The sequence below is a fragment of the Planosporangium spinosum genome (assembly GCF_049999945.1).
In the GTDB taxonomy this organism is placed as follows: Bacteria; Actinomycetota; Actinomycetes; order Mycobacteriales; family Micromonosporaceae; genus Planosporangium; species Planosporangium spinosum.
Window position 1 is genome coordinate 23,644 of sequence record NZ_JBLYUB010000010.1, and the last position, 16,824, is coordinate 40,467.

Here is a 16,824-nt window from a genome sequence, read left to right on the forward strand (position 1 = left end):
GTGGTGTGGTCAGGACGCGTTCGCGGCGACCTGGCGGCGTACCTCGTCCATGTCGAGGGCGCGGATCTGGCTGATGAGCGACTCCAGTGCGCTCTCCGGCAGGGCGCCCGGCTGCGCGAACACCATGATTCCGTCGCGGATCGCCATCACGGTCGGGATCGAGCGGATCTCGAACTCGCTCGCGAGCAGCTGCTCGGCTTCGGTGTCGACCTTCGCGAAGGTGATGTCGGGGTGGTTCTCCGAGGCGCGCTCGTAGACGGGCGCGAACGCGCGGCAGGGTCCACACCAGCCGGCCCAGAAGTCGACGAGCACGATTCCCTCGCCGGAAACGGTCTCCGCGAAGTTCTCAGCGGTGAGCGCTACTGTCGCCATTGTCTCGTCTCCGATCTGCATCCTGCGGGTACTCCGTCTGCAACGACCGGCCGGTCGCCGCGATTCCAGTCCACAGCGTGCGGATTGTCACCTCAGGCGTACCCCCCACCGACCGGCTAAACCACCGCACAATTGATCCATGCGAGCGACGTTCGTCTACGACGGTGACTGCGCCTTCTGTTCGACGTGTGCGCGCTTCATCGAGCGGCGTATCCACACGCCCGCGTTCGTCGCGGCCTGGCAGCGGCTCGATCTGGCCGCGCTCGGGCTGAGCGACGAGCGGTGCGCCGATGCCGTGCAGTGGGTCGGCGCCGACGGCGAGGTCGCGGCCGGGCCGTCGGCCATCGCCCGCCTGCTGCGGCAGGCCGGCGGGGTCAGCGGTCGCCTGGTGTGGCGGCCGGCCGGTGCGGTGCTCGGCACCCGGCCCGCGCTCGCGGTGGCCTGGCCGGTGTACCGATGGGTGGCCCGCAACCGGCATCGTCTGCCCGGCGGGACCGCGGCGTGTGCGCTGCCCCGTACGCCCGTGCCGGCGTCGCCTCCGTCGGTCTAGAGACCCCGTCGGTCTACGAGACTCCGTCGGTCTAGGAGACCGGGGCGGCGTCCGGCTGGTTTGTCCCGCGGTCCGTGGGGGGTTGGCGGGGTACGGGGGAGTCGCGGTCCCGGCGTCGGCCCAGGCGTTCGAGCGGCAGGAAGCTGGCCAGGGCCACCTGCTGCGGGATGAACGAGATGGTGACCGTTGCGAACACGGCCAGGTGGAATGCGTAGAAGAAGGTGACCACGACGGCCCGCCGTCGCCGCGGTACGGCGAACACCAGTGGGCTGCCCAGTTCGAACGCCATGATGCCGAACTGGGCGGCGACCAGCAGCCAGGGCAGCCCGGTGAGCGCCCGGCCCAGTTCGGTACCGCGGCGCAGCAGCGCCCAGTTCAGTGTGGCTCCGGTGACCCATCCAGGCCCGCCGAAGCGCAGTTTGGCCCAGGCTGCCAGGAAGTACGTGGCGACCGCCGCGAGTTGGGTCATGCGCAGCGCCCAGCCGCCGCGTTCGGTGTACCCGGTGTCGCGGTGCCGGGCCGGTCCGGCGGTCGGCAGTACGGCGAGCGCGACCAGCAGCGCGAACCGGTCGTGGTCGACCTTGCCGTAGCTCATCGCCACGACCATCCACTCGGTGTACAGGGCGAAGACGGTCCAGCCCAGCAGGCGCGGCGCTCGGCCGCTGGCCGCCGCGACCGCGGCGGGCAGGAGCAGCCAGTACACCGTGTCGACCAGTGGGCCGGTGGGAGTGGGTAGGTGCAGCAGCCGCCCCAGTAGCAGCGGGCGGTAGAACTCGCCGGGCACCTGGCCGTGGTGGCGTACCCACGGGGTGAAGACGACGAGATCGGCCGCGATGAACAGGTACACGAGGGTGCGCAGCCAGGCGACCCGGGCGCGGGGTACCGGTTCGGTCAGCCAACCGGTCACGGCCGCCACACCACGGTCGTGTCGTCCCAGGAGTGCCCGGTCGGCCGGCCGTCGCGTACCTCGTGCCAGCGCACCACGACACTGATCCGCACCAGTGGTGCGGCGCCCGGGTTGCGTCGCTGGTACGCCCGGGCCACGGTGGACAGCCGGGACGGGTTCGCGGCGAATCGGTCGAGCTGGCCTTCGATCTCGGCGCGGCGGATGCCGGTGTCGGTCTCGGTCAGCGTCCGTCGGTTGCCGGCCGTGTCGATCGCCTCGATCCGGGTATCGGCGACCGGGGCGTCGGGGTTGTCGGCGCTGGCGTACATCCGGAAGGGGCCGAAGGGGAAGTCGTCGTCGCTGCCCGCGACCGTGCCGGCCAGCAGCAGCCCCGCGACGGTCAGCGTGGCCACCATCCGCCACCGGCGGCCACGCTGGGTAAGAGAATCGGTGGGCGTCATTTCACTTACAGCCCGTAGTGAGTTTTTGTGCACTTCTCGTAACCGACCCTCCGTGGCCTGCGCGGTAATGTCGAGATAAAACTTCACGATTTGGTAACTGTGATCCGCGTCTCTATACGTAGCGTTGCGACACCGGGCAGGATTCTCCGCAACAGAGCGTGGGCGGCGGGTGCCGGGGAGGGCCCCGCCGTTCATTGCATTCTGTGGTCGACGTCTCCGTATCCGGTGTGGTTACCAGCGGGTAATGTCAGCTCCGGACGAGGGGAAGGGGTCGCGATGCAGTTCGGTCGGTACTTCGAGGAATTCGAGGTCGGCGCGGTTTACCGGCATTGGCCCGGTAAAACGGTCACCGAGTACGACGACCACCTTTTCTGCCTGCTGACGATGAACCACCACCCGCTGCACATGGACGCTCACTATGCCGAGACGTCCACGCATTTCAAGCGCAACGTGGTCGTCGGCAACTACATCTACTCGATTCTGCTCGGCATGTCCGTGCCCGACGTGTCCGGCAAGGCGATCGCCAACCTGGAGGTCGAGTCGTTGCGCCATGTCGCGCCGACCTTCCACGGCGACACGATCTACGGCGAGACGACCGTGCTCGACAAGCGGGAGTCGGAGTCGAAGCCCGACCGTGGCGTGGTCAGCGTGGAGACCCGCGGCTACAAGCAGGACGGCACCCTGGTCTGCGTGTTCCGCCGCCGGGTGATGGTGCCCAAGAAGGAGTTCGCGGGGCCGGAGCAGCCCAGCTTCCCGGAGCCCAAGGCCACCTCCTGACGCCTGCGCGCCGGTGACGTGATCGCCGTACCCGGGTGCCCCGACCGCCGCGTCCGGGTGCCCCGACCGCCGCGTCCTGTCGGCCGCCGGGGCCGCCGGCCCGCGGTGCCGGGCTGCGACGATCATGCTCGCCGGCGCGCCTATGCTGAGCGCGGGAGGGTCGTCATGCCGCACCATCCACCAGGCCGGTCAACCGTCGCGCTGTCGTTTCCGCGGGCGGAGTGGGATCTCCTGGTTCGGTTACCCGGTCGGGTACTGATCGCCGCCACGCTGGTCGCGCGGGACCGACCCACGCACACCGTCGCCGAGAACCTTGCCGGCGTCGAGGCGATCGCGGCCGGCCGGACCGCGCCCGGCCACCTGCTGCACGACGTGGTGGCGGCGATCTACGCCGAGCAGGTCGACGACATCGACCCGGCGGAGTTCGCCGACCCGCGGTCGGGCATCGCCCGCGTGCTCGCCGACTGCCGCACCGCCGTCCGGATCCTCGAACGGCGCGGTGCCACCGGGGACGCCGCCGCCTACCGGGACTGGCTGGTCGACATCGCCGCCGCGGTCTGTTCCGCGGCGCGGGTGCGCGGCCGCGCCGCGCCGGCCGAGCAGCGCTTCCTCGCCGACCTGGCGCTGGCGTTGATCGTCTGAACCCGTACCTTTGCCGTCGTGAGTGAAACCGTGGAGGTCGAGCCCGCGGTCGGCGTCGGCCCGTGGGTGGGGCCGTGGCCGGTCGAGCCGCACTACGATCCGGAACTGCTGGCGGCCGGTGACCGCCGCAACGTCGTCGACCGGTACCGCTACTGGCGGGTCGACGCGATCATCGCCGACCTCGACACCCACCGCCACGACTTCCACGTGGCGATCGAGAACTGGCAGCACGACCTGAACATCGGCACGGTCGTACGCAACGCGAACGCGTTCCTGGCCGCGGCGGTGCACATCGTCGGCCGGCGCCGCTGGAACCGGCGCGGCGCGATGGTGACCGACCGGTACCAGCACGTGCGCTACCACGAGACGATCAGGGACCTGCTGGCCTGGGCGCACAGCGAGGACCTGACGGTCGTCGGGATCGACAACCTGCCCGGGGCGTCACCGCTGGAGTCGGTCGTCCTGCCCCGCCGGTGCGTGCTGCTCTTCGGCCAGGAGGGCCCGGGACTGTCCGACGCCGCCCGGGCCGCCTGCGACCGGGTGTACTCGATCGCCCAGTACGGCTCGACGCGCTCGATCAACGCCGGCGTGGCCAGCGGGATCGCTATGCACGCGTGGATCCGCGCCCATGCCGGTCCGCCGCGGTGACGCCGGTGTACCGCGCCGGGGATCAGCTACTGGGGCAAACCGTACGAGACACCTTCGTGTCGTCGGCTTGACTGCCCGGTGACCGCGACGCACCGTAGTCACTATGGGTGTGGCGGTGAGCTGTCCCAGGTGCGGCGGTCGGGTCCGGCCGCCCGACCTGATGAACAGTGCCTGGCGGTGTGACATCGACGGTCCGGTACTGCCGTTCCACGTTGCCGAGCACATCAACGCCGAGATCGTCGAGACCGCCGTCGCCAAGGTGGCGGCGGGCGGTGCGCCGACGCCCACGCCGCTGTGGGCCCTGTGGCCACTGCCGTCCGGCTGGACGGTGACCGGCGTCGGCTGGGCCGGCGACTGCCGCTCCGGGGTGCGCGCCACCGCCCTCGCCTGTAGCGGCCCGGCTCCGGTCGACCGCGGCCCGGCCGACCTCCTCCTGGTGGCCGAGGAGCCCGGCGTCGGGCTCGGCGCGCGGTTCGCCGGCATCCCGGGCCCCGATCCGGGCCCGTACCTCGAGGGCGTGTTCGACGGCTCGCCGCCGCACGCGAAGGTGCGGGCCGCCGGGTGGCCGACCGCGCTGTGGTCGGTGAAATCCGCCGACGACCGCTCGGCGTACGTCGGCGAGGCCAAGGGCATGTGGTTGTACGCGGTCGCGTGGCCGGCCTCCGCCGGGTACCTGGTGGCGGAGGATTTGTCACTCTGTGACCTGGTGGAGTTACTCCCGAGTGAACTTGTTTTTGGGGCCCCGTCGCCCTATCTCCACGGTTCCGCATAGCTCGGCATAGGCGTACACCACTAGGATCGGGGTAGCCGGACGGATGAGTGAACATTCACCCTGAGGCGCCCTGTTGATACGGTGAGTTGGCCGCGGCACGACACCGAGGCCGTGGGGAGGGAAGGCCGAGATGGTCAAGAAGGTCCTCACCTGGGCTTCCGTTGCATTCTTGGTGTTCTTCATTGCTTATCGCCCGGCTTCCGCCGCCCAGGTGGTGAAGTCCCTCGGCAGCGGCATCGTCGACATCGGATCGGGCTTCGGTGACTTCTTCACGAGGCTCGTCAGCTGACGATGACGACGCCGGAGCCGCCCGACGGGGACGAGCCCTCCCGTCGCTGGCAAGACCAGGACACCGAGCAGTTCTCCCGGCCACCGGTGGACGAGCCGGCGGAGGCGCGCGCCGGCGGATACGGTGGCGTCGGGGCGGGCGGCGCCTACTACGTCGTCGACGAGCCACTCCCACTCACTGAGGAGGAGTTGGCCGGCCTGCGGGGCGAGCCGGTCGCTCCGCCGGTGCTGACCACCCGACGGGTCATGCCGCTGGAGGACGAGCCGAGCGGGGTGGTCCAGCGGTACCTGTTCCCCACCGAGAAGTTCCGTGGCGAGTGGAAGCGCCACTGGGTCCAGCTCGGTAAGGAGATCGCCATCGGCCTCGTGGTGACGATCGTCATGGGGTACGCGACCGGGTTCATGGCCAAGCACAACATCCCCAGCGGCGTCACCATCGTCATCCTGCTCTGGCTCTTCGTGATGGTCTGGCTCGGCTGGCGCGTCGGCGACTGGTGGTTCGACCGGTTCATCCTCACCAACAAGCGGGTCATGGTCGTCAGTGGCATCGTCACCCGCAACGTGGCGATGATGCCCCTGACGCGGGTCACCGACATGAAGTACGTGCAGTCGCCCCTGGGCCGGCTCCTCAACTACGGCAGCTTCGAACTGGAGTCCGCCGGCCAGGAACAGGCCCTGCGCAAGGTCGCGAACCTTCCCAACCCCAATGAGCTGTACTTGCGCATCGTCGAGGAGATGTACGAGCCGGAGGCGGTGGAGGCCCGGTTGGGCCGCGCCACCGAGGGCGAGTACGGCGAGGACGACGGCACCTGACGGGCCGACCGACAGGCCGGCACCGACACGGCATGCGAATCTGTCCATTCCCGCTGACAACCTTTCCGGTACCCCAGCGCGTTGTGTGGGTACATCGGAGGAAGGAGTCGGCGTGGCGCCACCGGCCAGCGACCTGGACGTGGAGTTCCGCGAGTTCGTCGCGGCCCGCTCCACGGCCCTTCTGCGCACCGCTTACCTGCTGTCGGGGGACTGGGGTGCCGCGGAGGACCTGCTCCAGGTCGCCCTGACCAAGACCTATCTCGCCTGGCGTCGGCTCGGTCACATCGAAGCGGTCGAGCCGTACACGCGCCGGGTGCTGGTCACCACCGCCACCAGCTGGTGGCGGCGCCGGTGGCACGGCGAGCGCCCCACGGAGGTGCTGCCGGAGCGTGCGGAGCCGGACGGCCTGGACGCGCGGCTCGAACGGGACGCGCTGTGGGCGCAGGTGAAGGAACTGCCGGCCCGTCAGCGGGCCGTGCTGGTGCTGCGCTTCTACGAAGATCTTTCCGAAGTGGATACCGCCACGCTGCTCGGCGTGTCGGTCGGCACGGTCAAGAGCCAGTGCTCCCGTGCCCTCGCCACGCTCCGCAAGCGCATGGGCGAGCAGGGCATCGAACCGGCGGCGGGCCCGGAGCGCGCCGCGCCGCGAATGGAGGGGACACTCCGGTGACCATGCTTGAGGACGAGCTGCGCGCCACCTTCTCCGGCCGGGTGGCCGAGGTGCCGCCTGTCCGCGACCGGGCCGGTACGGCCATCGCCCGGGGTCGCGCCGTGCGGCGGCGACACCGGATCACCGCCGGTGCGGCCGCCGTCGTCGCGGTCGCGGTGGTGCTCTCCGGCGCCTGGTTCGGCGGTTGGCGGGCGGGCGGGCAGTCGGAGCAGCGGGCCCGGCTGGCCGCCCCGGGGGTACCGACCGGCTCGGCCCGCCCCTCCCACCAGATCCGCCTGGACCTGGTGGTGGGCGGTGAGCTGCGCCCGGCGGGCGGCGCGCCGATCCGGCTGCCCGGCACGGGCGACGTGTACGACGCGGTCCGGACGGACGAAGGCTGGCTGGTGGTACGCGGCGCCAAGGCCACCCACCAGCTGTGGCAGGTCAGCGGCAAGGGGCAGGCGGCCCTGCTGATCGACGCCCTGCCGACGAACTTCGTGATCGCCGACGACGGGCGGTCGATCGCGTACCAGCAGGGGAACACGGTGACCGTGCAGACGATCGGCAACGGCACGGCGTCCCTCAAGGCGTCCTTCCAGGTGCCCGGCACCGACGGGTCCCAGGGGCGTACCGGTGCCGAACTGGTGGGCTGGGCCGGCGGGCGGTTGGTGATCGGCAACCGGGCGGGACTCGACTACCAGGGATTCGATCTGCTCGACATCTCCAGCGAGTCGTACACGCCGACGTTCAACCCCGCGGTGACCGGCGTTTACGTCGCCACGCCGGACGTCCGGTACGTGGTCGGTGCGACCAGGGACAACGGCACCGGTCAGACCTGTGCGGCCAGGCTCGACCCGGCGGCCGGGTTCACCGTCGTCGACCGGGTGTGCGGCCAGCCGTACCTGAGCGTCGACTGGCACGCGGTGTCACCGGACGGGCGGCGGTTCCTCGCCCTGGTCGAGCAGGAGGTCGGCATCGCGGACGCCGCGACCGGTGTCCTGGTCGCCAGGGTGCCGGCGACCAACGGGATGTGGCCGGCGGTGCCGGTGTGGGTCGACTCCGGCACCTTCGTCGTCGCCGGGGACAACCGGCTGCTGGAGGTCGACGTGGCCGACCCCGGGCACCCGCGGGAGCTGCCGGTGCCGTCCACATCAGAACGGTGGTTGGTGGTCGCGCGGGCCGGCGGGTGAGCCGAAGGCCGACCGGCCGCATGACGTAGCGTCGACCTTGATGCGAGTTGACCTGCACACCCACTCCACGGCCAGTGACGGCACGCTGAGCCCGGCGGAGCTGATGACCGCGGCGGCCGCCGCCGGGCTGGACGTCGTCGCCATCACCGACCACGACACGACCAGAGGCTGGGACGCCGCCCGGGAGGCGCTGCCGAAGGGCCTGACCCTGGTGCCCGGCGCGGAGCTGTCCTGCCGCTGGTACGGCTCGGACCAGACGATCGCGTTGCACCTGCTCGCCTACCTGTTCGACCCGACGGACCCCGCGTTGAGCGCGGAGCTGGCCGCGGTACGGGCCGACCGGGAGCGGCGCGCCCAGCGGATGGTCGACCTGATGCGCGCCGACGGCATCGACGTGACGTGGGACGAGATCGTCCACTACGCCGCGGGCGGTACCGTCGGCCGCCCGCACCTGGCCCAGGCGCTCATCCGGCGCGGGCTGGCCGGCAGCGTCTCCGAGGCGTTCGGCAGCCACCTGCTCGGGGCCCGGTACCGGTTGCCCAAGCACGACATCGACGTGTTCGACGCGCTGCGGCTGGTCCACGACGCGGGCGGGGTGACGGTGTTCGCCCACCCGCACGCGCGCCGGCGGGGGCTGGTCGTGCCGGACGAGGCGATCGCGCAGATGGCGGCAGCGGGGCTGTTCGGGCTGGAAGCCGACCACGAGGACCATACGCCCGCCGAGCGCGCGCACGTGCGGGCCCTCGCCGCCGACCTCGGGCTCGTGGTGACCGGGTCCAGTGACTTCCACGGCACCAACAAGACCGTGCCGCTGGGCGCCTGTACGACCGCGCCGGAGGTGTACGAGCGGATCATCGGGGCGGCAAAAGGGTACGATCCGGTGCAATGAACACAAAATTGCTCGGCGAGGTACTGGTCACCCTCTTCGTGATCATGGACCCGCCCGGCATGGTGCCCATCTTCCTCGCCATGACGGGGAAGTTGCCGGCGCGGGCGCGTAACCAGGCGGCCTGGCAGGCGGTCGCGCTGGCCGGCGGCGTCATCGTGGTCTTCGCGGTCGCCGGGCAGCAGATCCTGCGATACCTCGGCATCGACCTGCCGGCCCTGCAAGGGGCCGGTGGCCTGCTGCTTCTGCTGGTCGCGCTGGAGTTGCTGACCGGCAAGGCCGACGACCCGTCCTCCCAGCAGACGACCTCCAACATCGCCCTCGTGCCGCTGGGTACACCGCTGCTGGCCGGCCCCGGTGCGATCGTGGCGACGATGCTGTTCGTGCGGCGGTCGCACGAAGGCGGCGACTACGCCGCCATCGCGCTGGGGATGGTGGTCGTGCTGCTGCTGGTCTGGCTGGCGCTGCGGTTCTCCGGCGTCATCGTGCGGGTGCTGCGCCCCAGCGGCATCGAGGTGCTCACCCGGATCGCCGGCCTACTGGTCGCCGCGATCGCGGTGCAGCTGATCGCGGACGCGGCGGCCGCGTTCATCCGTGCCTACACGCACTGAGCCCGTACCCGCGCGGGCCGGACCGCTTCTGCTCCGGCTGAGCCCCTTCGGCTCCGGGTGGTCGCCCGGCTTATTCCGGGTGGTCGCCCGGAGGCGTGGTGGCCGGCGCGGACCGTTGCGGGCGGATCACCGCCACGCCCCGGTCGAGGTCGATGCCGCCGGCGTGGGAGACGTCGATCCGGCGTCGCTTCTGCTCCTCGACGTGCTCGGTCTGCTTGTGCTTCGACGGCCGGAACAGCCCGTCGATCTCGGCAAGACCCGCGGAGACCATGCTCGTGGCGCTACTGTCCTCGTCACCTCCGCGCAACCATCGCATGAACCCCATGGGACCTCCCGGTGCCGCCACTGCGGAAGCTGGCCACGCCACCGTGGCGCGTCGGACGCAAACCGCACCGCCACGATGGCGGTCGGACAAGTGTCGCACCCGGGTGGCAGGATCGTCACGTGCCCAACCAGCGGCCGACCCGCGCATCCGCCCCCGCCCCATCCGTCGAGCCGGACGGTCAGCTGGGCCTCTTCGCCGCGCCCAAGCGGCTGTTCAGCTGTACGCCGAGCCGGCTGGGGGCGTACGAGGACTGTCCCCGCCGCTACCGGTACACCTACGTCGACCGGCCGGCGCCGCGTCGCGGGCCGCCCTGGGCGCACAACTCCCTCGGCGCGAGCGTGCACACGGCGCTGAAGAACTGGTACGCGCTGCCCGTGCCCGAGCGCACCCCGGTGGCTCTGCCAAGGCTCTTGCGCGCCACCTGGGTCACCGAGGGCTACCGCGACGAGGAGCAGGAGCGGGAGGCGTTCCACCGCGCCCTGGGGTGGCTGGAGGCCTACGTGGCGGGCCTGGACCCCGACGCCGAACCGGTCGGCGTGGAGCGGGTGGTCGCCGCGCGGACCGAGGTGCTGGCGCTGTCGGGGCGGGTGGACCGCATCGACCAGGTCGGCGACGAGCTGGTGATCGTCGACTACAAGACCGGGCGCGCCGACCTCGACAGCGACGACGCGCGCGGCTCGCGGGCGCTGGCCCTGTACGCGTACGCCGCGGAGCGGGTGTTCCGGCGCCGTTGCCGTCGGGTCGAGTTGCACCACCTGCCGACCGGCACCGTGGCCGCACACGAGCACACCGAGGAGTCCCTGGCCAGGCATCTGCGCCGGGCCGAGCAGACCGCTCAGGACGCGATCGCCGCGGAGGAGGCGGTGGCGGCCGGTGCCGACCCGGACGAGGCGTTCCCCACCACGCCGGGGCCGATCTGCTCCTGGTGCGACTTCCGGCGGGTCTGCCCGGCCGGTGCCGGCGCCTCCGAGCGCGAGCCGTGGGCCGCGATCGAGCGCCACTCGGCCGCCGGGACGGAGGGCGACACCGCACTGGCCGGAGGCGGCGGAGGAGGACAGCGGGGGCCGGAGCAGGCGGGGGAGCAGCGCGGCTAGGCGGCCGGGGCGGCGTTGGCGGCCAGTGCGGCCCGCGCCATCGCCGACCTGTAGATCGGCCCCTCGAACAGGCGACGGGGCAGGGTCCGGAGGGTGAGGCGCAGCGCGCGGGTCGACAGCGACGCGGTCAGGTCGGTGCCGGGCAGGTTCGGCAGGCCGTACAGCGTGCGTGCCCAGGGCGGCAGCAGGCCGACCGCGAGCGCGGCGAGCCCCGCCCAGCCGGCGCGTGCCGGGGTGTACCCGAGACCCCACGGCATCGGGGGCACGCTCAGGAACAGCAGGCTCTCCGCTGCCTCGCGGGTCATCCGCAACCGGGGGAGCACCTCCCGGTAGTAGTCGGCCACCTCGCCGACGGAGCCGGGCACGTCGTCCGGTGCCAGGCCGACCAGTTCGGCGGCCCGCCGCTGCTCGTGGACGTACCGGTCGGCCTCGGCGTCGGTGAGCGCCAGGCCGGCCCGGCGGGCGATGGTCAGGAACGAGTCGATCTCGGTGACGTGTACCCAGCGGAGCAGGTCCGGCTCGTCGATGCGGAACCGCTCTCCGGTGTCGGGATCGGTCGCCGACATGCGTGCGTGCAACGCACGCAGCCGGTCACCGGCGTACCGTGCCTCGGCGGTCGTGCCGTACACCACCGTGGCGACGTAGATCGCCGTGCGTTCCAGCCGACCCCACGGGTCGGACCGGTACCCGGAGTTCTGCGCGACGCCGGCCATCGCCCGCGGATGCACGGTCTGCAGGTACAGCGCCCGCAGGCCGCCCAGGGCGAGGATCGGTTCCGCGTGCACCCGCCAGGTCACCGAGCCGGGGCCGAACAGCCCCAGATCGTCCGCCGTACCAGTGCTCATGCGGCCAGCGTGCCACGAACTCAGTCGTCGGCGCGCCGGGCCTGGCACTGCGGGCACAGGCCCCAGAACGTGACCTCGGCCTCGTCGAGTTCGTACCCGTGCAGTTGGGAGGGGTCCAGGCAGGGCGCGGAGCCGACGGCGCAGTCCACGTCGGCGATCGCGAGGCAGCCTCGGCACACGATGTGGTGGTGGTTGTCGCCGACGCGGCGTTCGAACCGGGCGGGACCGCCGGCCGGCTCGATCCGCCGGGCCAGGCCGGCCCGGGACAGGGCGGCCAGTACGTCGTAGACGGCCTGTACCGAGATGGAGTCCAGCCGGGTGCGCACCTTCGCCGTGATCTGCTCCACGTCGAGGTGTCCGTGGTCGTTCTCGAGGACCTCGAGGACGGCAAGGCGCTGCCGGGTGACCCGCAGACCGCGGGACCGTAGCACTTCTTCGCCGGACATCCATCCATCAGAACACGCGGGATGCCGCTGCTCAAGGGAGCCTGGTCACAGTCGTGCCCATTTTGTCGGTGTTATGCCGCTAACGCCGTCGGGCGAGACGTGGACGCCGTCAGACGAGACGTGGACGCGGTCGGAAGAGACGTGGAGGCCGTCGGCGACGGCATGGACGTCGTCACAAGAACAGCGCACGGCCGCACAGCACCAGCATCAGGACGATCATGACGGCGCCGCCCACCAGGGCGACGCCGAGCGTGACCGTACGGGCCCGCTGCTCGGCCTCGTCCATCGCGGGCGGGTCCTGGGCCGGCAGTCTTCTGGGCGGCGGCGCCTGTACGACCAGACGTGGCCGCCAACCGGCGGGCGGCCGGTTGGTCGGCGGCGGCCCGGTGTACGCCACCGGCTCGCGCGCGGGTACGGCGCCGGGTGGCGGTATCAGTGACGGGGTCCCGGTGTCAGGGCGTCGCCACTGCGCATCCGCGTCGTCGCCGGGTCCGGGCCGCCCGGCGGGGCTGGTCTGCGGGCCGGGCCCGGCGTAAGGGCCGGGCCGCTCGGCGGGGCTTTGCGGGCCGGACCGGTCGTCGGCGCTCGGGCTGCTCACGGGCCCGACGCTACCGGACGCCGGTGCTCACTCCTCGGCGTCGTCGCCGAACAGTTCGGCCAGCGGTACCGCGACGGTGGACTCGTCGGCCCAGGTCGGGGCCGGCGGCCGGCTCGGCGCGGCGCTCTTCGTGCCGAAGGGGGCCGGCACGTCGATGTTCGGGGGCTGCTCCTCGATACCCATGGAGATTCCCTTCGATGGGTGACCGCACCAGTGTGCGGCACACCGCCCGGGGACGGAACCCTCATATCTGGGCGCATGCGACTACGCTGCGTGTGTGTCTCGCAGAACCGAAGAGCCCGACTACCGGCCCGAATCCGCCGACGATCACCGCGAGGTGGCCTTCGTCGACGACCTGGTGATCCTGCCCGACCAGACCGGCGACGACACCGACGCCGGCTGGGGGGAGCGCGCCAGCAGCAACGACGAGCGTCTGCTGGCCGACCGGCCGCCGCACTGGGGCTGACGCCGCGCGTCGAGGTTGACGCCACCCGTTCCCGCGGGCCGGCGTCCGTCGTTTCGTAGAGGCTGCCGCCGCCCGCCGCCCGCCGCCCGGGGCCGGGTTGCTCCATGCGTTGATCGGCCCGGGTACGGGGTCAGCCCGTGTGCCGGGTCAGTGGTCAGCCCGGGTACGGCGTCAGCCCGTGTGCCGGGTCAGCTCGCCGAGGTCGAGCCGGCGGGGGTCTTGTTGGACGTGGTATCCGATGGGCTCGCCGCGGGCTTGCTCTCGGCCGCCGGCTTCGAGGTCTCGCCGCCTCCGGAGCTGGCCTTCGAGGAGCTGGTCGTCGAGGACGACGACGAGTTCGAGCGGGAGTCGGTGCGGTAGAAGCCCGAGCCCTTGAACACGATGCCCACCGCCGAGAACTGCTTACGCAGCTTGCCCGCGCACTCGGGGCACTCGGTCAGCGGCTCGTCGCTGAACGACTGAACCGCTTCGAGCTGGTGGCCGCACGCGGTGCACGCGTACTGGTAGGTGGGCACGGCAGCCTCCGGGATGTTGGCACTCGGGGTCTTCGAGTGCCAATGGTGCGTCATCGGGGCCGGTTTCGTCCAGTGTGAGCCACCAGACGTACGCCCGAGGGCGTGACCACCGCGTCCACCGGTCGGTCGTGCGGCTCGGCCGGTAGCCACTCCATGAGTTCGCCGTCGTAGAGCGGGACGACCACGACGGCCGACGGCGACACCCGGGCCAGTGCCCGGTCGTACGAGCCGCCGCCGCGGCCGAGTCGGACGCCGTCGGTCGACACCGCCAGTGCCGGGGCCACCACCAGGTCGGCCCCGGCGATCGCATCGACGCCGAGGCGGGGGCCGTCGGGTTCGGACAGCCCGTACCGGCCGGGGACGAGGGGGGCGGGGTACGAGGCCCAGTCGAGATCGAGGTCGGTGCGCAGGACCGGCAGGAGCACCCGACCGGCCCCGGGCAGGTCGGGCAGGAGGTGGCCGCCCGGTTCACCGACCATCGGCAGGTACGCGCAGACGGTGTCGGGTCCGACCGTGGCGACCACCGTGGCGAGGGTGGCCCGGATCGCGGCGTCGGCGTCCGCTCGTGCCCGCGGTGACAGTGTCCCGCGCGCGGCGAGCACCGCCGGGCGGATCTCCTGCTTCACGCGTCCCGGCGCGGCACACACGGTAACGTCATCTTTTCGGGCTAAGATGCACAGACTAGATAAACCGGACACCAAGGACCTCAGCGGTAGTCAGTGGAACGCCGTACGTTATGACAGCATCACACGAGCGTGACCAAACGACCCCGCTGACGCCGGGAGGACGAGTGACGCTGCGCACGCGGTTGACGGCCGCGTTTCTCGCGGTCGTCCTCGGTCCTGTGCTGCTCGGGGCCGGTTTCGTGGCGGTGACCGTCAATGCCGTCGGTGATGGCCGCGCCGCCGAACGGCTCGATCTGGCCGCCACCGGGCTGCGTACCGCAGTGAATTCGCTCTGCCAGCGACTGCGTACCGCGGCGGAGGCGGCGGCCGTCCTCGGCGGCAGTCTCGACCCCGCCGCCGCGCAGCGGGTCGTCGACCGGCAGCTCGCCGGTGCGGTCCAGTTGGTCGACCCGGCCGGCACGGTCGTCTACACCGCCGGCACGCTGCCGGGGCGGCCGTGGGCGGACTGCACAGGCACCGCCGGCTCCGGTACCGCGGAGTTCGCCGCCGTCGCCGCGAGCGTCGAGGTGGTCGACGCCGGCGGCAAGCCGCTCGGGCGTGCGTACGCCGTGGAGCCGGTCGACCGCACACTGGTGCGCCGGCTCGCGACCGCGGCCGGGGCGGCGGTGACGGTGCGGCACGCGGACCGCCGCTGGACCACCGAGCGCGACGCCGACCTCGACCAGGTCATCCGGGCAGCCGACGCGCTGCGGCCGGGCACCGCCACCCGCACCGACGGCGGCCGCGCGGTCCGCCGGATCGACCCGGGCCCGGGACAGCCGCTGCCGCTCGCGCTGTCGGTACCCCGCGAACAGCCGCGCAGCCTGTACGCGGTCCTCGTTGCCGTGGTGGCCGGCACCGCGCTGCTGTCGGTGCTGGCGGCGCGGTGGCTGGCCCGCTCGACGGCCCGGCCGCTGACCGAACTGTCCCACGCCGTCGAACGGGCGGCCGGCGGCGACCTGAGCGTGCGGGTACCGGTCCGCAGCCGCGACGAGGTCGGCCGGCTGGGCGCCACGTTCAACCGGATGGCCCGCGAGATGCAGGACTACCTGCAGGCGCTCACGGCCAGCCGGGACCAGTTGCGCGGGCATCTCGGACTGCTCGGCGACACCCTGTCCAGCACCCACGACGTCGACCGGATCCTCGAGGTGATCCTGGCCAGCGCGCTGTCGGCGACCGGTGCGCGCGCCGGCGTGCTGCTGCTGAGCGACCCGGCGACCGGCATCCTGGTCGGCCGGTGCGCGGAAGGGCTGGCCGACCAGGACGCCGGCGGCGCCCCGTTCACGGCCGAGGAGCTGCGGATCCGGATGGGGGAGGGGCTGCTCGGCACGGTGGCCGCCAGCGGCGAGGCGCGCCGGGGCGTGATCGAGCGCGACGGCCCCCGGCCGGCCCCGAACGAGCCGCGCTGCCGCACGTACGTGGTGGTGCCGTTCACCGCGCCCGGCCTGAGCCCCGTCGCCGGCCCCACCGGCGGCCTGAGCCCGGCCGCCGCCGAGGCGACCCCGGAGTTCGGCGCGCCGGCGCCGTCGCGCGGGGTGCTGGCGCTGTACGACCGGCACGGCTTCGACGAGTTCGACGACGCCGACCTGGTGACGCTGCGGACGTTCGCCGGCCAGGCCGCGGTCGCGCTGGACAACGTCCGGGTGCACCAGGAGGCGCAGCGGCTGTCGCTGACCGACCCGCTGACCGGGCTGTCCAACTACCGGTACCTCACGGACGCGCTGCGCCGCGAGGTGGAGCGGTCCAGCCGCTTCGGCCGCCGGCTCGCCGTGCTCGCGCTGGACCTCGACCGCTTCAAGGAGGTCAACGACACGTACGGGCACGCGGCCGGCGACGCCGTCCTCGCCGAGTTCGCCCGCCGGGTACGCGTCGAGATCCGCGAGGTCGACCTCGCGTTCCGGCAGGGCGGCGAGGAGTTCGTGGTGATCCTGCCCGAGACCGACGCCGCCGGCGGCGTCGTGGTGGCCGACCGGCTGGCCGCGGCGATCCGGCGCACCCCGGTGTTCGTCCGGTCCGCCCGGTCGGGGCAGGCGGTGCGGATTCCGGTGACCGTGTCGATCGGGATCGCGGTCTACCCGGACCACGGCGCCACCGGCGCGGCCGTGCTCGAAGCGGCAGATGACGCGCTCTACCAGGCAAAATCGGGTGGGAGGGATACGTTCCGGGTGGCCCGGCCCCGCGCGGAGGTCACCATTGCCGCACGCGTGGGCGGTACCGGATCGGACGGGACGGCCGACAACGCGGATGCGGTGGCCGTCACGTCGGGCGGCGCGCCCAACGTGCCACAGACGCCGCGACGCAGCCATGGCGGTTAGTCTCCGGACA

The 16,824-nt window shown here is 72.2% G+C and carries 23 protein-coding genes and 1 pseudogene; 14 read left to right on the forward strand and 10 right to left on the reverse strand.

The window, feature by feature from the left end; translation table 11 throughout:
* Positions 1 to 9 precede the first annotated feature (9 nt).
* Positions 10 to 372, reverse strand: coding sequence for a thioredoxin (gene trxA, locus ACNTMW_RS15310; protein ID WP_426634230.1), 363 nt, complete (start codon positions 370 to 372; stop codon positions 10 to 12).
* Between the two features lie 139 nt (positions 373 to 511).
* Between trxA and ACNTMW_RS15315 the strand changes: the two genes are divergently transcribed.
* Entirely contained in the window at positions 512 to 922 is a 411-nt protein-coding gene (locus tag ACNTMW_RS15315; RefSeq protein ID WP_426634231.1) for a thiol-disulfide oxidoreductase DCC family protein, read from the forward strand.
* A 31-nt stretch (positions 923 to 953) separates the two neighbouring features.
* On the opposite strand, the gene ACNTMW_RS15320 is transcribed toward ACNTMW_RS15315, so the two are convergent.
* Positions 954 to 1,829, reverse strand: coding sequence for an MFS transporter permease (locus tag ACNTMW_RS15320; protein ID WP_426634232.1), 876 nt, complete (start codon positions 1,827 to 1,829; stop codon positions 954 to 956).
* The gene (locus ACNTMW_RS15325) at positions 1,826 to 2,269 is read right to left on the reverse strand and encodes a hypothetical protein (protein WP_426634233.1); all 444 of its coding nucleotides are present in this window, start codon (positions 2,267 to 2,269) and stop codon (positions 1,826 to 1,828) included. The genes ACNTMW_RS15320 and ACNTMW_RS15325 overlap by 4 nt, the downstream gene beginning before the upstream one ends.
* Positions 2,270 to 2,545: 276 nt before the next feature.
* Here ACNTMW_RS15325 and ACNTMW_RS15330 point away from each other — a divergent pair, with 276 nt between their 5' ends.
* The 10 genes from ACNTMW_RS15330 to ACNTMW_RS15375 all read left to right on the forward strand — a co-directional run bounded on the left by ACNTMW_RS15330 (position 2,546) and on the right by ACNTMW_RS15375 (position 9,545).
* Positions 2,546 to 3,046 (forward strand): MaoC family dehydratase, encoded by a 501-nt coding sequence (locus ACNTMW_RS15330; RefSeq protein ID WP_426634234.1) that lies wholly within the window; start codon positions 2,546 to 2,548, stop codon positions 3,044 to 3,046.
* A gap of 165 nt (positions 3,047 to 3,211) precedes the next feature.
* Positions 3,212 to 3,688 carry a hypothetical protein gene (locus tag ACNTMW_RS15335; RefSeq protein WP_426634235.1) on the forward strand — a complete coding sequence of 159 codons (477 nt, stop codon included), beginning with the start codon at positions 3,212 to 3,214 and terminating at the stop codon, positions 3,686 to 3,688.
* Between the two features lie 30 nt (positions 3,689 to 3,718).
* Positions 3,719 to 4,336: a TrmH family RNA methyltransferase gene (locus ACNTMW_RS15340; protein WP_426634448.1), complete on the forward strand. Its 618-nt coding sequence runs from the start codon at positions 3,719 to 3,721 to the stop codon at positions 4,334 to 4,336.
* A gap of 115 nt (positions 4,337 to 4,451) precedes the next feature.
* On the forward strand, positions 4,452 to 5,108 hold the full coding sequence (locus tag ACNTMW_RS15345) for a DUF6758 family protein (RefSeq protein ID WP_426634236.1): 657 nt from the start codon (positions 4,452 to 4,454) through the stop codon (positions 5,106 to 5,108).
* Between the two features lie 130 nt (positions 5,109 to 5,238).
* Entirely contained in the window at positions 5,239 to 5,397 is a 159-nt protein-coding gene (locus ACNTMW_RS15350) for a hypothetical protein (protein ID WP_426634237.1), read from the forward strand.
* Positions 5,398 to 5,399: 2 nt separating this feature from the next.
* Positions 5,400 to 6,209 carry a PH domain-containing protein gene (locus tag ACNTMW_RS15355; RefSeq protein ID WP_426634238.1) on the forward strand — a complete coding sequence of 270 codons (810 nt, stop codon included), beginning with the start codon at positions 5,400 to 5,402 and terminating at the stop codon, positions 6,207 to 6,209.
* A 112-nt stretch (positions 6,210 to 6,321) separates the two neighbouring features.
* Entirely contained in the window at positions 6,322 to 6,879 is a 558-nt protein-coding gene (locus tag ACNTMW_RS15360; RefSeq protein ID WP_426634239.1) for a SigE family RNA polymerase sigma factor, read from the forward strand.
* Positions 6,876 to 8,048: a hypothetical protein gene (locus ACNTMW_RS15365; protein ID WP_426634240.1), complete on the forward strand. Its 1,173-nt coding sequence runs from the start codon at positions 6,876 to 6,878 to the stop codon at positions 8,046 to 8,048. Before ACNTMW_RS15360 ends, ACNTMW_RS15365 begins: the two co-directional genes overlap by 4 nt.
* Positions 8,049 to 8,088: 40 nt before the next feature.
* On the forward strand, positions 8,089 to 8,937 hold the full coding sequence (locus ACNTMW_RS15370; RefSeq protein WP_426634241.1) for a PHP domain-containing protein: 849 nt from the start codon (positions 8,089 to 8,091) through the stop codon (positions 8,935 to 8,937).
* On the forward strand, positions 8,934 to 9,545 hold the full coding sequence (locus ACNTMW_RS15375; RefSeq protein ID WP_426634242.1) for a MarC family protein: 612 nt from the start codon (positions 8,934 to 8,936) through the stop codon (positions 9,543 to 9,545). Before ACNTMW_RS15370 ends, ACNTMW_RS15375 begins: the two co-directional genes overlap by 4 nt.
* A 70-nt stretch (positions 9,546 to 9,615) precedes the next feature.
* Here ACNTMW_RS15375 and ACNTMW_RS15380 read toward each other — a convergent pair whose 3' ends face one another.
* Positions 9,616 to 9,861: a hypothetical protein gene (locus ACNTMW_RS15380; RefSeq protein WP_426634243.1), complete on the reverse strand. Its 246-nt coding sequence runs from the start codon at positions 9,859 to 9,861 to the stop codon at positions 9,616 to 9,618.
* A 128-nt stretch (positions 9,862 to 9,989) separates the two neighbouring features.
* Here ACNTMW_RS15380 and ACNTMW_RS15385 point away from each other — a divergent pair.
* A pseudogene (locus tag ACNTMW_RS15385) lies at positions 9,990 to 10,883 on the forward strand (RecB family exonuclease); the annotation flags it as partial.
* Positions 10,884 to 10,960: 77 nt separating this feature from the next.
* On the opposite strand, the gene ACNTMW_RS15390 reads toward ACNTMW_RS15385, so the two are convergent.
* The 4 genes from ACNTMW_RS15390 to ACNTMW_RS15405 form a co-directional block, all read right to left on the reverse strand.
* Positions 10,961 to 11,809, reverse strand: a complete 849-nt coding sequence (locus ACNTMW_RS15390) for an oxygenase MpaB family protein (RefSeq protein WP_426634244.1) — start codon at positions 11,807 to 11,809, stop codon at positions 10,961 to 10,963.
* A 20-nt stretch (positions 11,810 to 11,829) separates the two neighbouring features.
* Positions 11,830 to 12,255, reverse strand: coding sequence for a Fur family transcriptional regulator (locus ACNTMW_RS15395; RefSeq protein ID WP_426634245.1), 426 nt, complete (start codon positions 12,253 to 12,255; stop codon positions 11,830 to 11,832).
* A gap of 172 nt (positions 12,256 to 12,427) precedes the next feature.
* Positions 12,428 to 12,853 carry a translation initiation factor 2 gene (locus tag ACNTMW_RS15400; protein ID WP_426634246.1) on the reverse strand — a complete coding sequence of 142 codons (426 nt, stop codon included), beginning with the start codon at positions 12,851 to 12,853 and terminating at the stop codon, positions 12,428 to 12,430.
* A 27-nt stretch (positions 12,854 to 12,880) separates the two neighbouring features.
* Complete coding sequence (locus ACNTMW_RS15405) at positions 12,881 to 13,036, reverse strand: hypothetical protein (protein WP_426634247.1); 156 nt, start codon at positions 13,034 to 13,036, stop codon at positions 12,881 to 12,883.
* A 94-nt stretch (positions 13,037 to 13,130) separates the two neighbouring features.
* Here ACNTMW_RS15405 and ACNTMW_RS15410 point away from each other — a divergent pair, with 94 nt between their 5' ends.
* Positions 13,131 to 13,319: a hypothetical protein gene (locus tag ACNTMW_RS15410; RefSeq protein ID WP_426634248.1), complete on the forward strand. Its 189-nt coding sequence runs from the start codon at positions 13,131 to 13,133 to the stop codon at positions 13,317 to 13,319.
* Between the two features lie 188 nt (positions 13,320 to 13,507).
* Here the strand turns inward: ACNTMW_RS15410 and ACNTMW_RS15415 are convergent, their stop codons facing one another.
* Together ACNTMW_RS15415 and ACNTMW_RS15420 are read right to left on the reverse strand one after the other, a co-directional pair.
* Entirely contained in the window at positions 13,508 to 13,888 is a 381-nt protein-coding gene (locus tag ACNTMW_RS15415; RefSeq protein ID WP_426634250.1) for an FmdB family zinc ribbon protein, read from the reverse strand.
* On the reverse strand, positions 13,885 to 14,460 hold the full coding sequence (locus ACNTMW_RS15420) for a 5-formyltetrahydrofolate cyclo-ligase (RefSeq protein ID WP_426634252.1): 576 nt from the start codon (positions 14,458 to 14,460) through the stop codon (positions 13,885 to 13,887). Before ACNTMW_RS15420 ends, ACNTMW_RS15415 begins: the two co-directional genes overlap by 4 nt.
* 110 nt (positions 14,461 to 14,570) lie before the next feature.
* Between ACNTMW_RS15420 and ACNTMW_RS15425 the strand changes: the two genes are divergently transcribed.
* Complete coding sequence (locus ACNTMW_RS15425; protein ID WP_426634253.1) at positions 14,571 to 16,814, forward strand: GGDEF domain-containing protein; 2,244 nt, start codon at positions 14,571 to 14,573, stop codon at positions 16,812 to 16,814.
* Positions 16,815 to 16,824: the final 10 nt, after the last annotated feature.

Excerpts from the sequence above, each read along its gene's own strand:
- trxA (WP_426634230.1), bottom strand. The coding sequence starts at position 372 with ATGGCGACAGTAGCGCTCACCGCTGAGAACTTCGCGGAGACCGTTTCC.
- ACNTMW_RS15315 (WP_426634231.1), top strand. The coding sequence starts at position 512 with ATGCGAGCGACGTTCGTCTACGACGGTGACTGCGCCTTCTGTTCGACG.
- ACNTMW_RS15325 (WP_426634233.1), bottom strand. The coding sequence starts at position 2,269 with ATGACGCCCACCGATTCTCTTACCCAGCGTGGCCGCCGGTGGCGGATG.
- ACNTMW_RS15330 (WP_426634234.1), top strand. The coding sequence starts at position 2,546 with ATGCAGTTCGGTCGGTACTTCGAGGAATTCGAGGTCGGCGCGGTTTAC.
- ACNTMW_RS15335 (WP_426634235.1), top strand. The coding sequence starts at position 3,212 with ATGCCGCACCATCCACCAGGCCGGTCAACCGTCGCGCTGTCGTTTCCG.
- ACNTMW_RS15350 (WP_426634237.1), top strand. The coding sequence starts at position 5,239 with ATGGTCAAGAAGGTCCTCACCTGGGCTTCCGTTGCATTCTTGGTGTTC.
- ACNTMW_RS15355 (WP_426634238.1), top strand. The coding sequence starts at position 5,400 with ATGACGACGCCGGAGCCGCCCGACGGGGACGAGCCCTCCCGTCGCTGG.
- ACNTMW_RS15370 (WP_426634241.1), top strand. The coding sequence starts at position 8,089 with ATGCGAGTTGACCTGCACACCCACTCCACGGCCAGTGACGGCACGCTG.
- ACNTMW_RS15375 (WP_426634242.1), top strand. The coding sequence starts at position 8,934 with ATGAACACAAAATTGCTCGGCGAGGTACTGGTCACCCTCTTCGTGATC.
- ACNTMW_RS15380 (WP_426634243.1), bottom strand. The coding sequence starts at position 9,861 with ATGCGATGGTTGCGCGGAGGTGACGAGGACAGTAGCGCCACGAGCATG.
- ACNTMW_RS15390 (WP_426634244.1), bottom strand. The coding sequence starts at position 11,809 with ATGAGCACTGGTACGGCGGACGATCTGGGGCTGTTCGGCCCCGGCTCG.
- ACNTMW_RS15395 (WP_426634245.1), bottom strand. The coding sequence starts at position 12,255 with ATGTCCGGCGAAGAAGTGCTACGGTCCCGCGGTCTGCGGGTCACCCGG.
- ACNTMW_RS15405 (WP_426634247.1), bottom strand. The coding sequence starts at position 13,036 with ATGGGTATCGAGGAGCAGCCCCCGAACATCGACGTGCCGGCCCCCTTC.
- ACNTMW_RS15415 (WP_426634250.1), bottom strand. The coding sequence starts at position 13,888 with ATGACGCACCATTGGCACTCGAAGACCCCGAGTGCCAACATCCCGGAG.
- ACNTMW_RS15425 (WP_426634253.1), top strand. The coding sequence starts at position 14,571 with ATGACAGCATCACACGAGCGTGACCAAACGACCCCGCTGACGCCGGGA.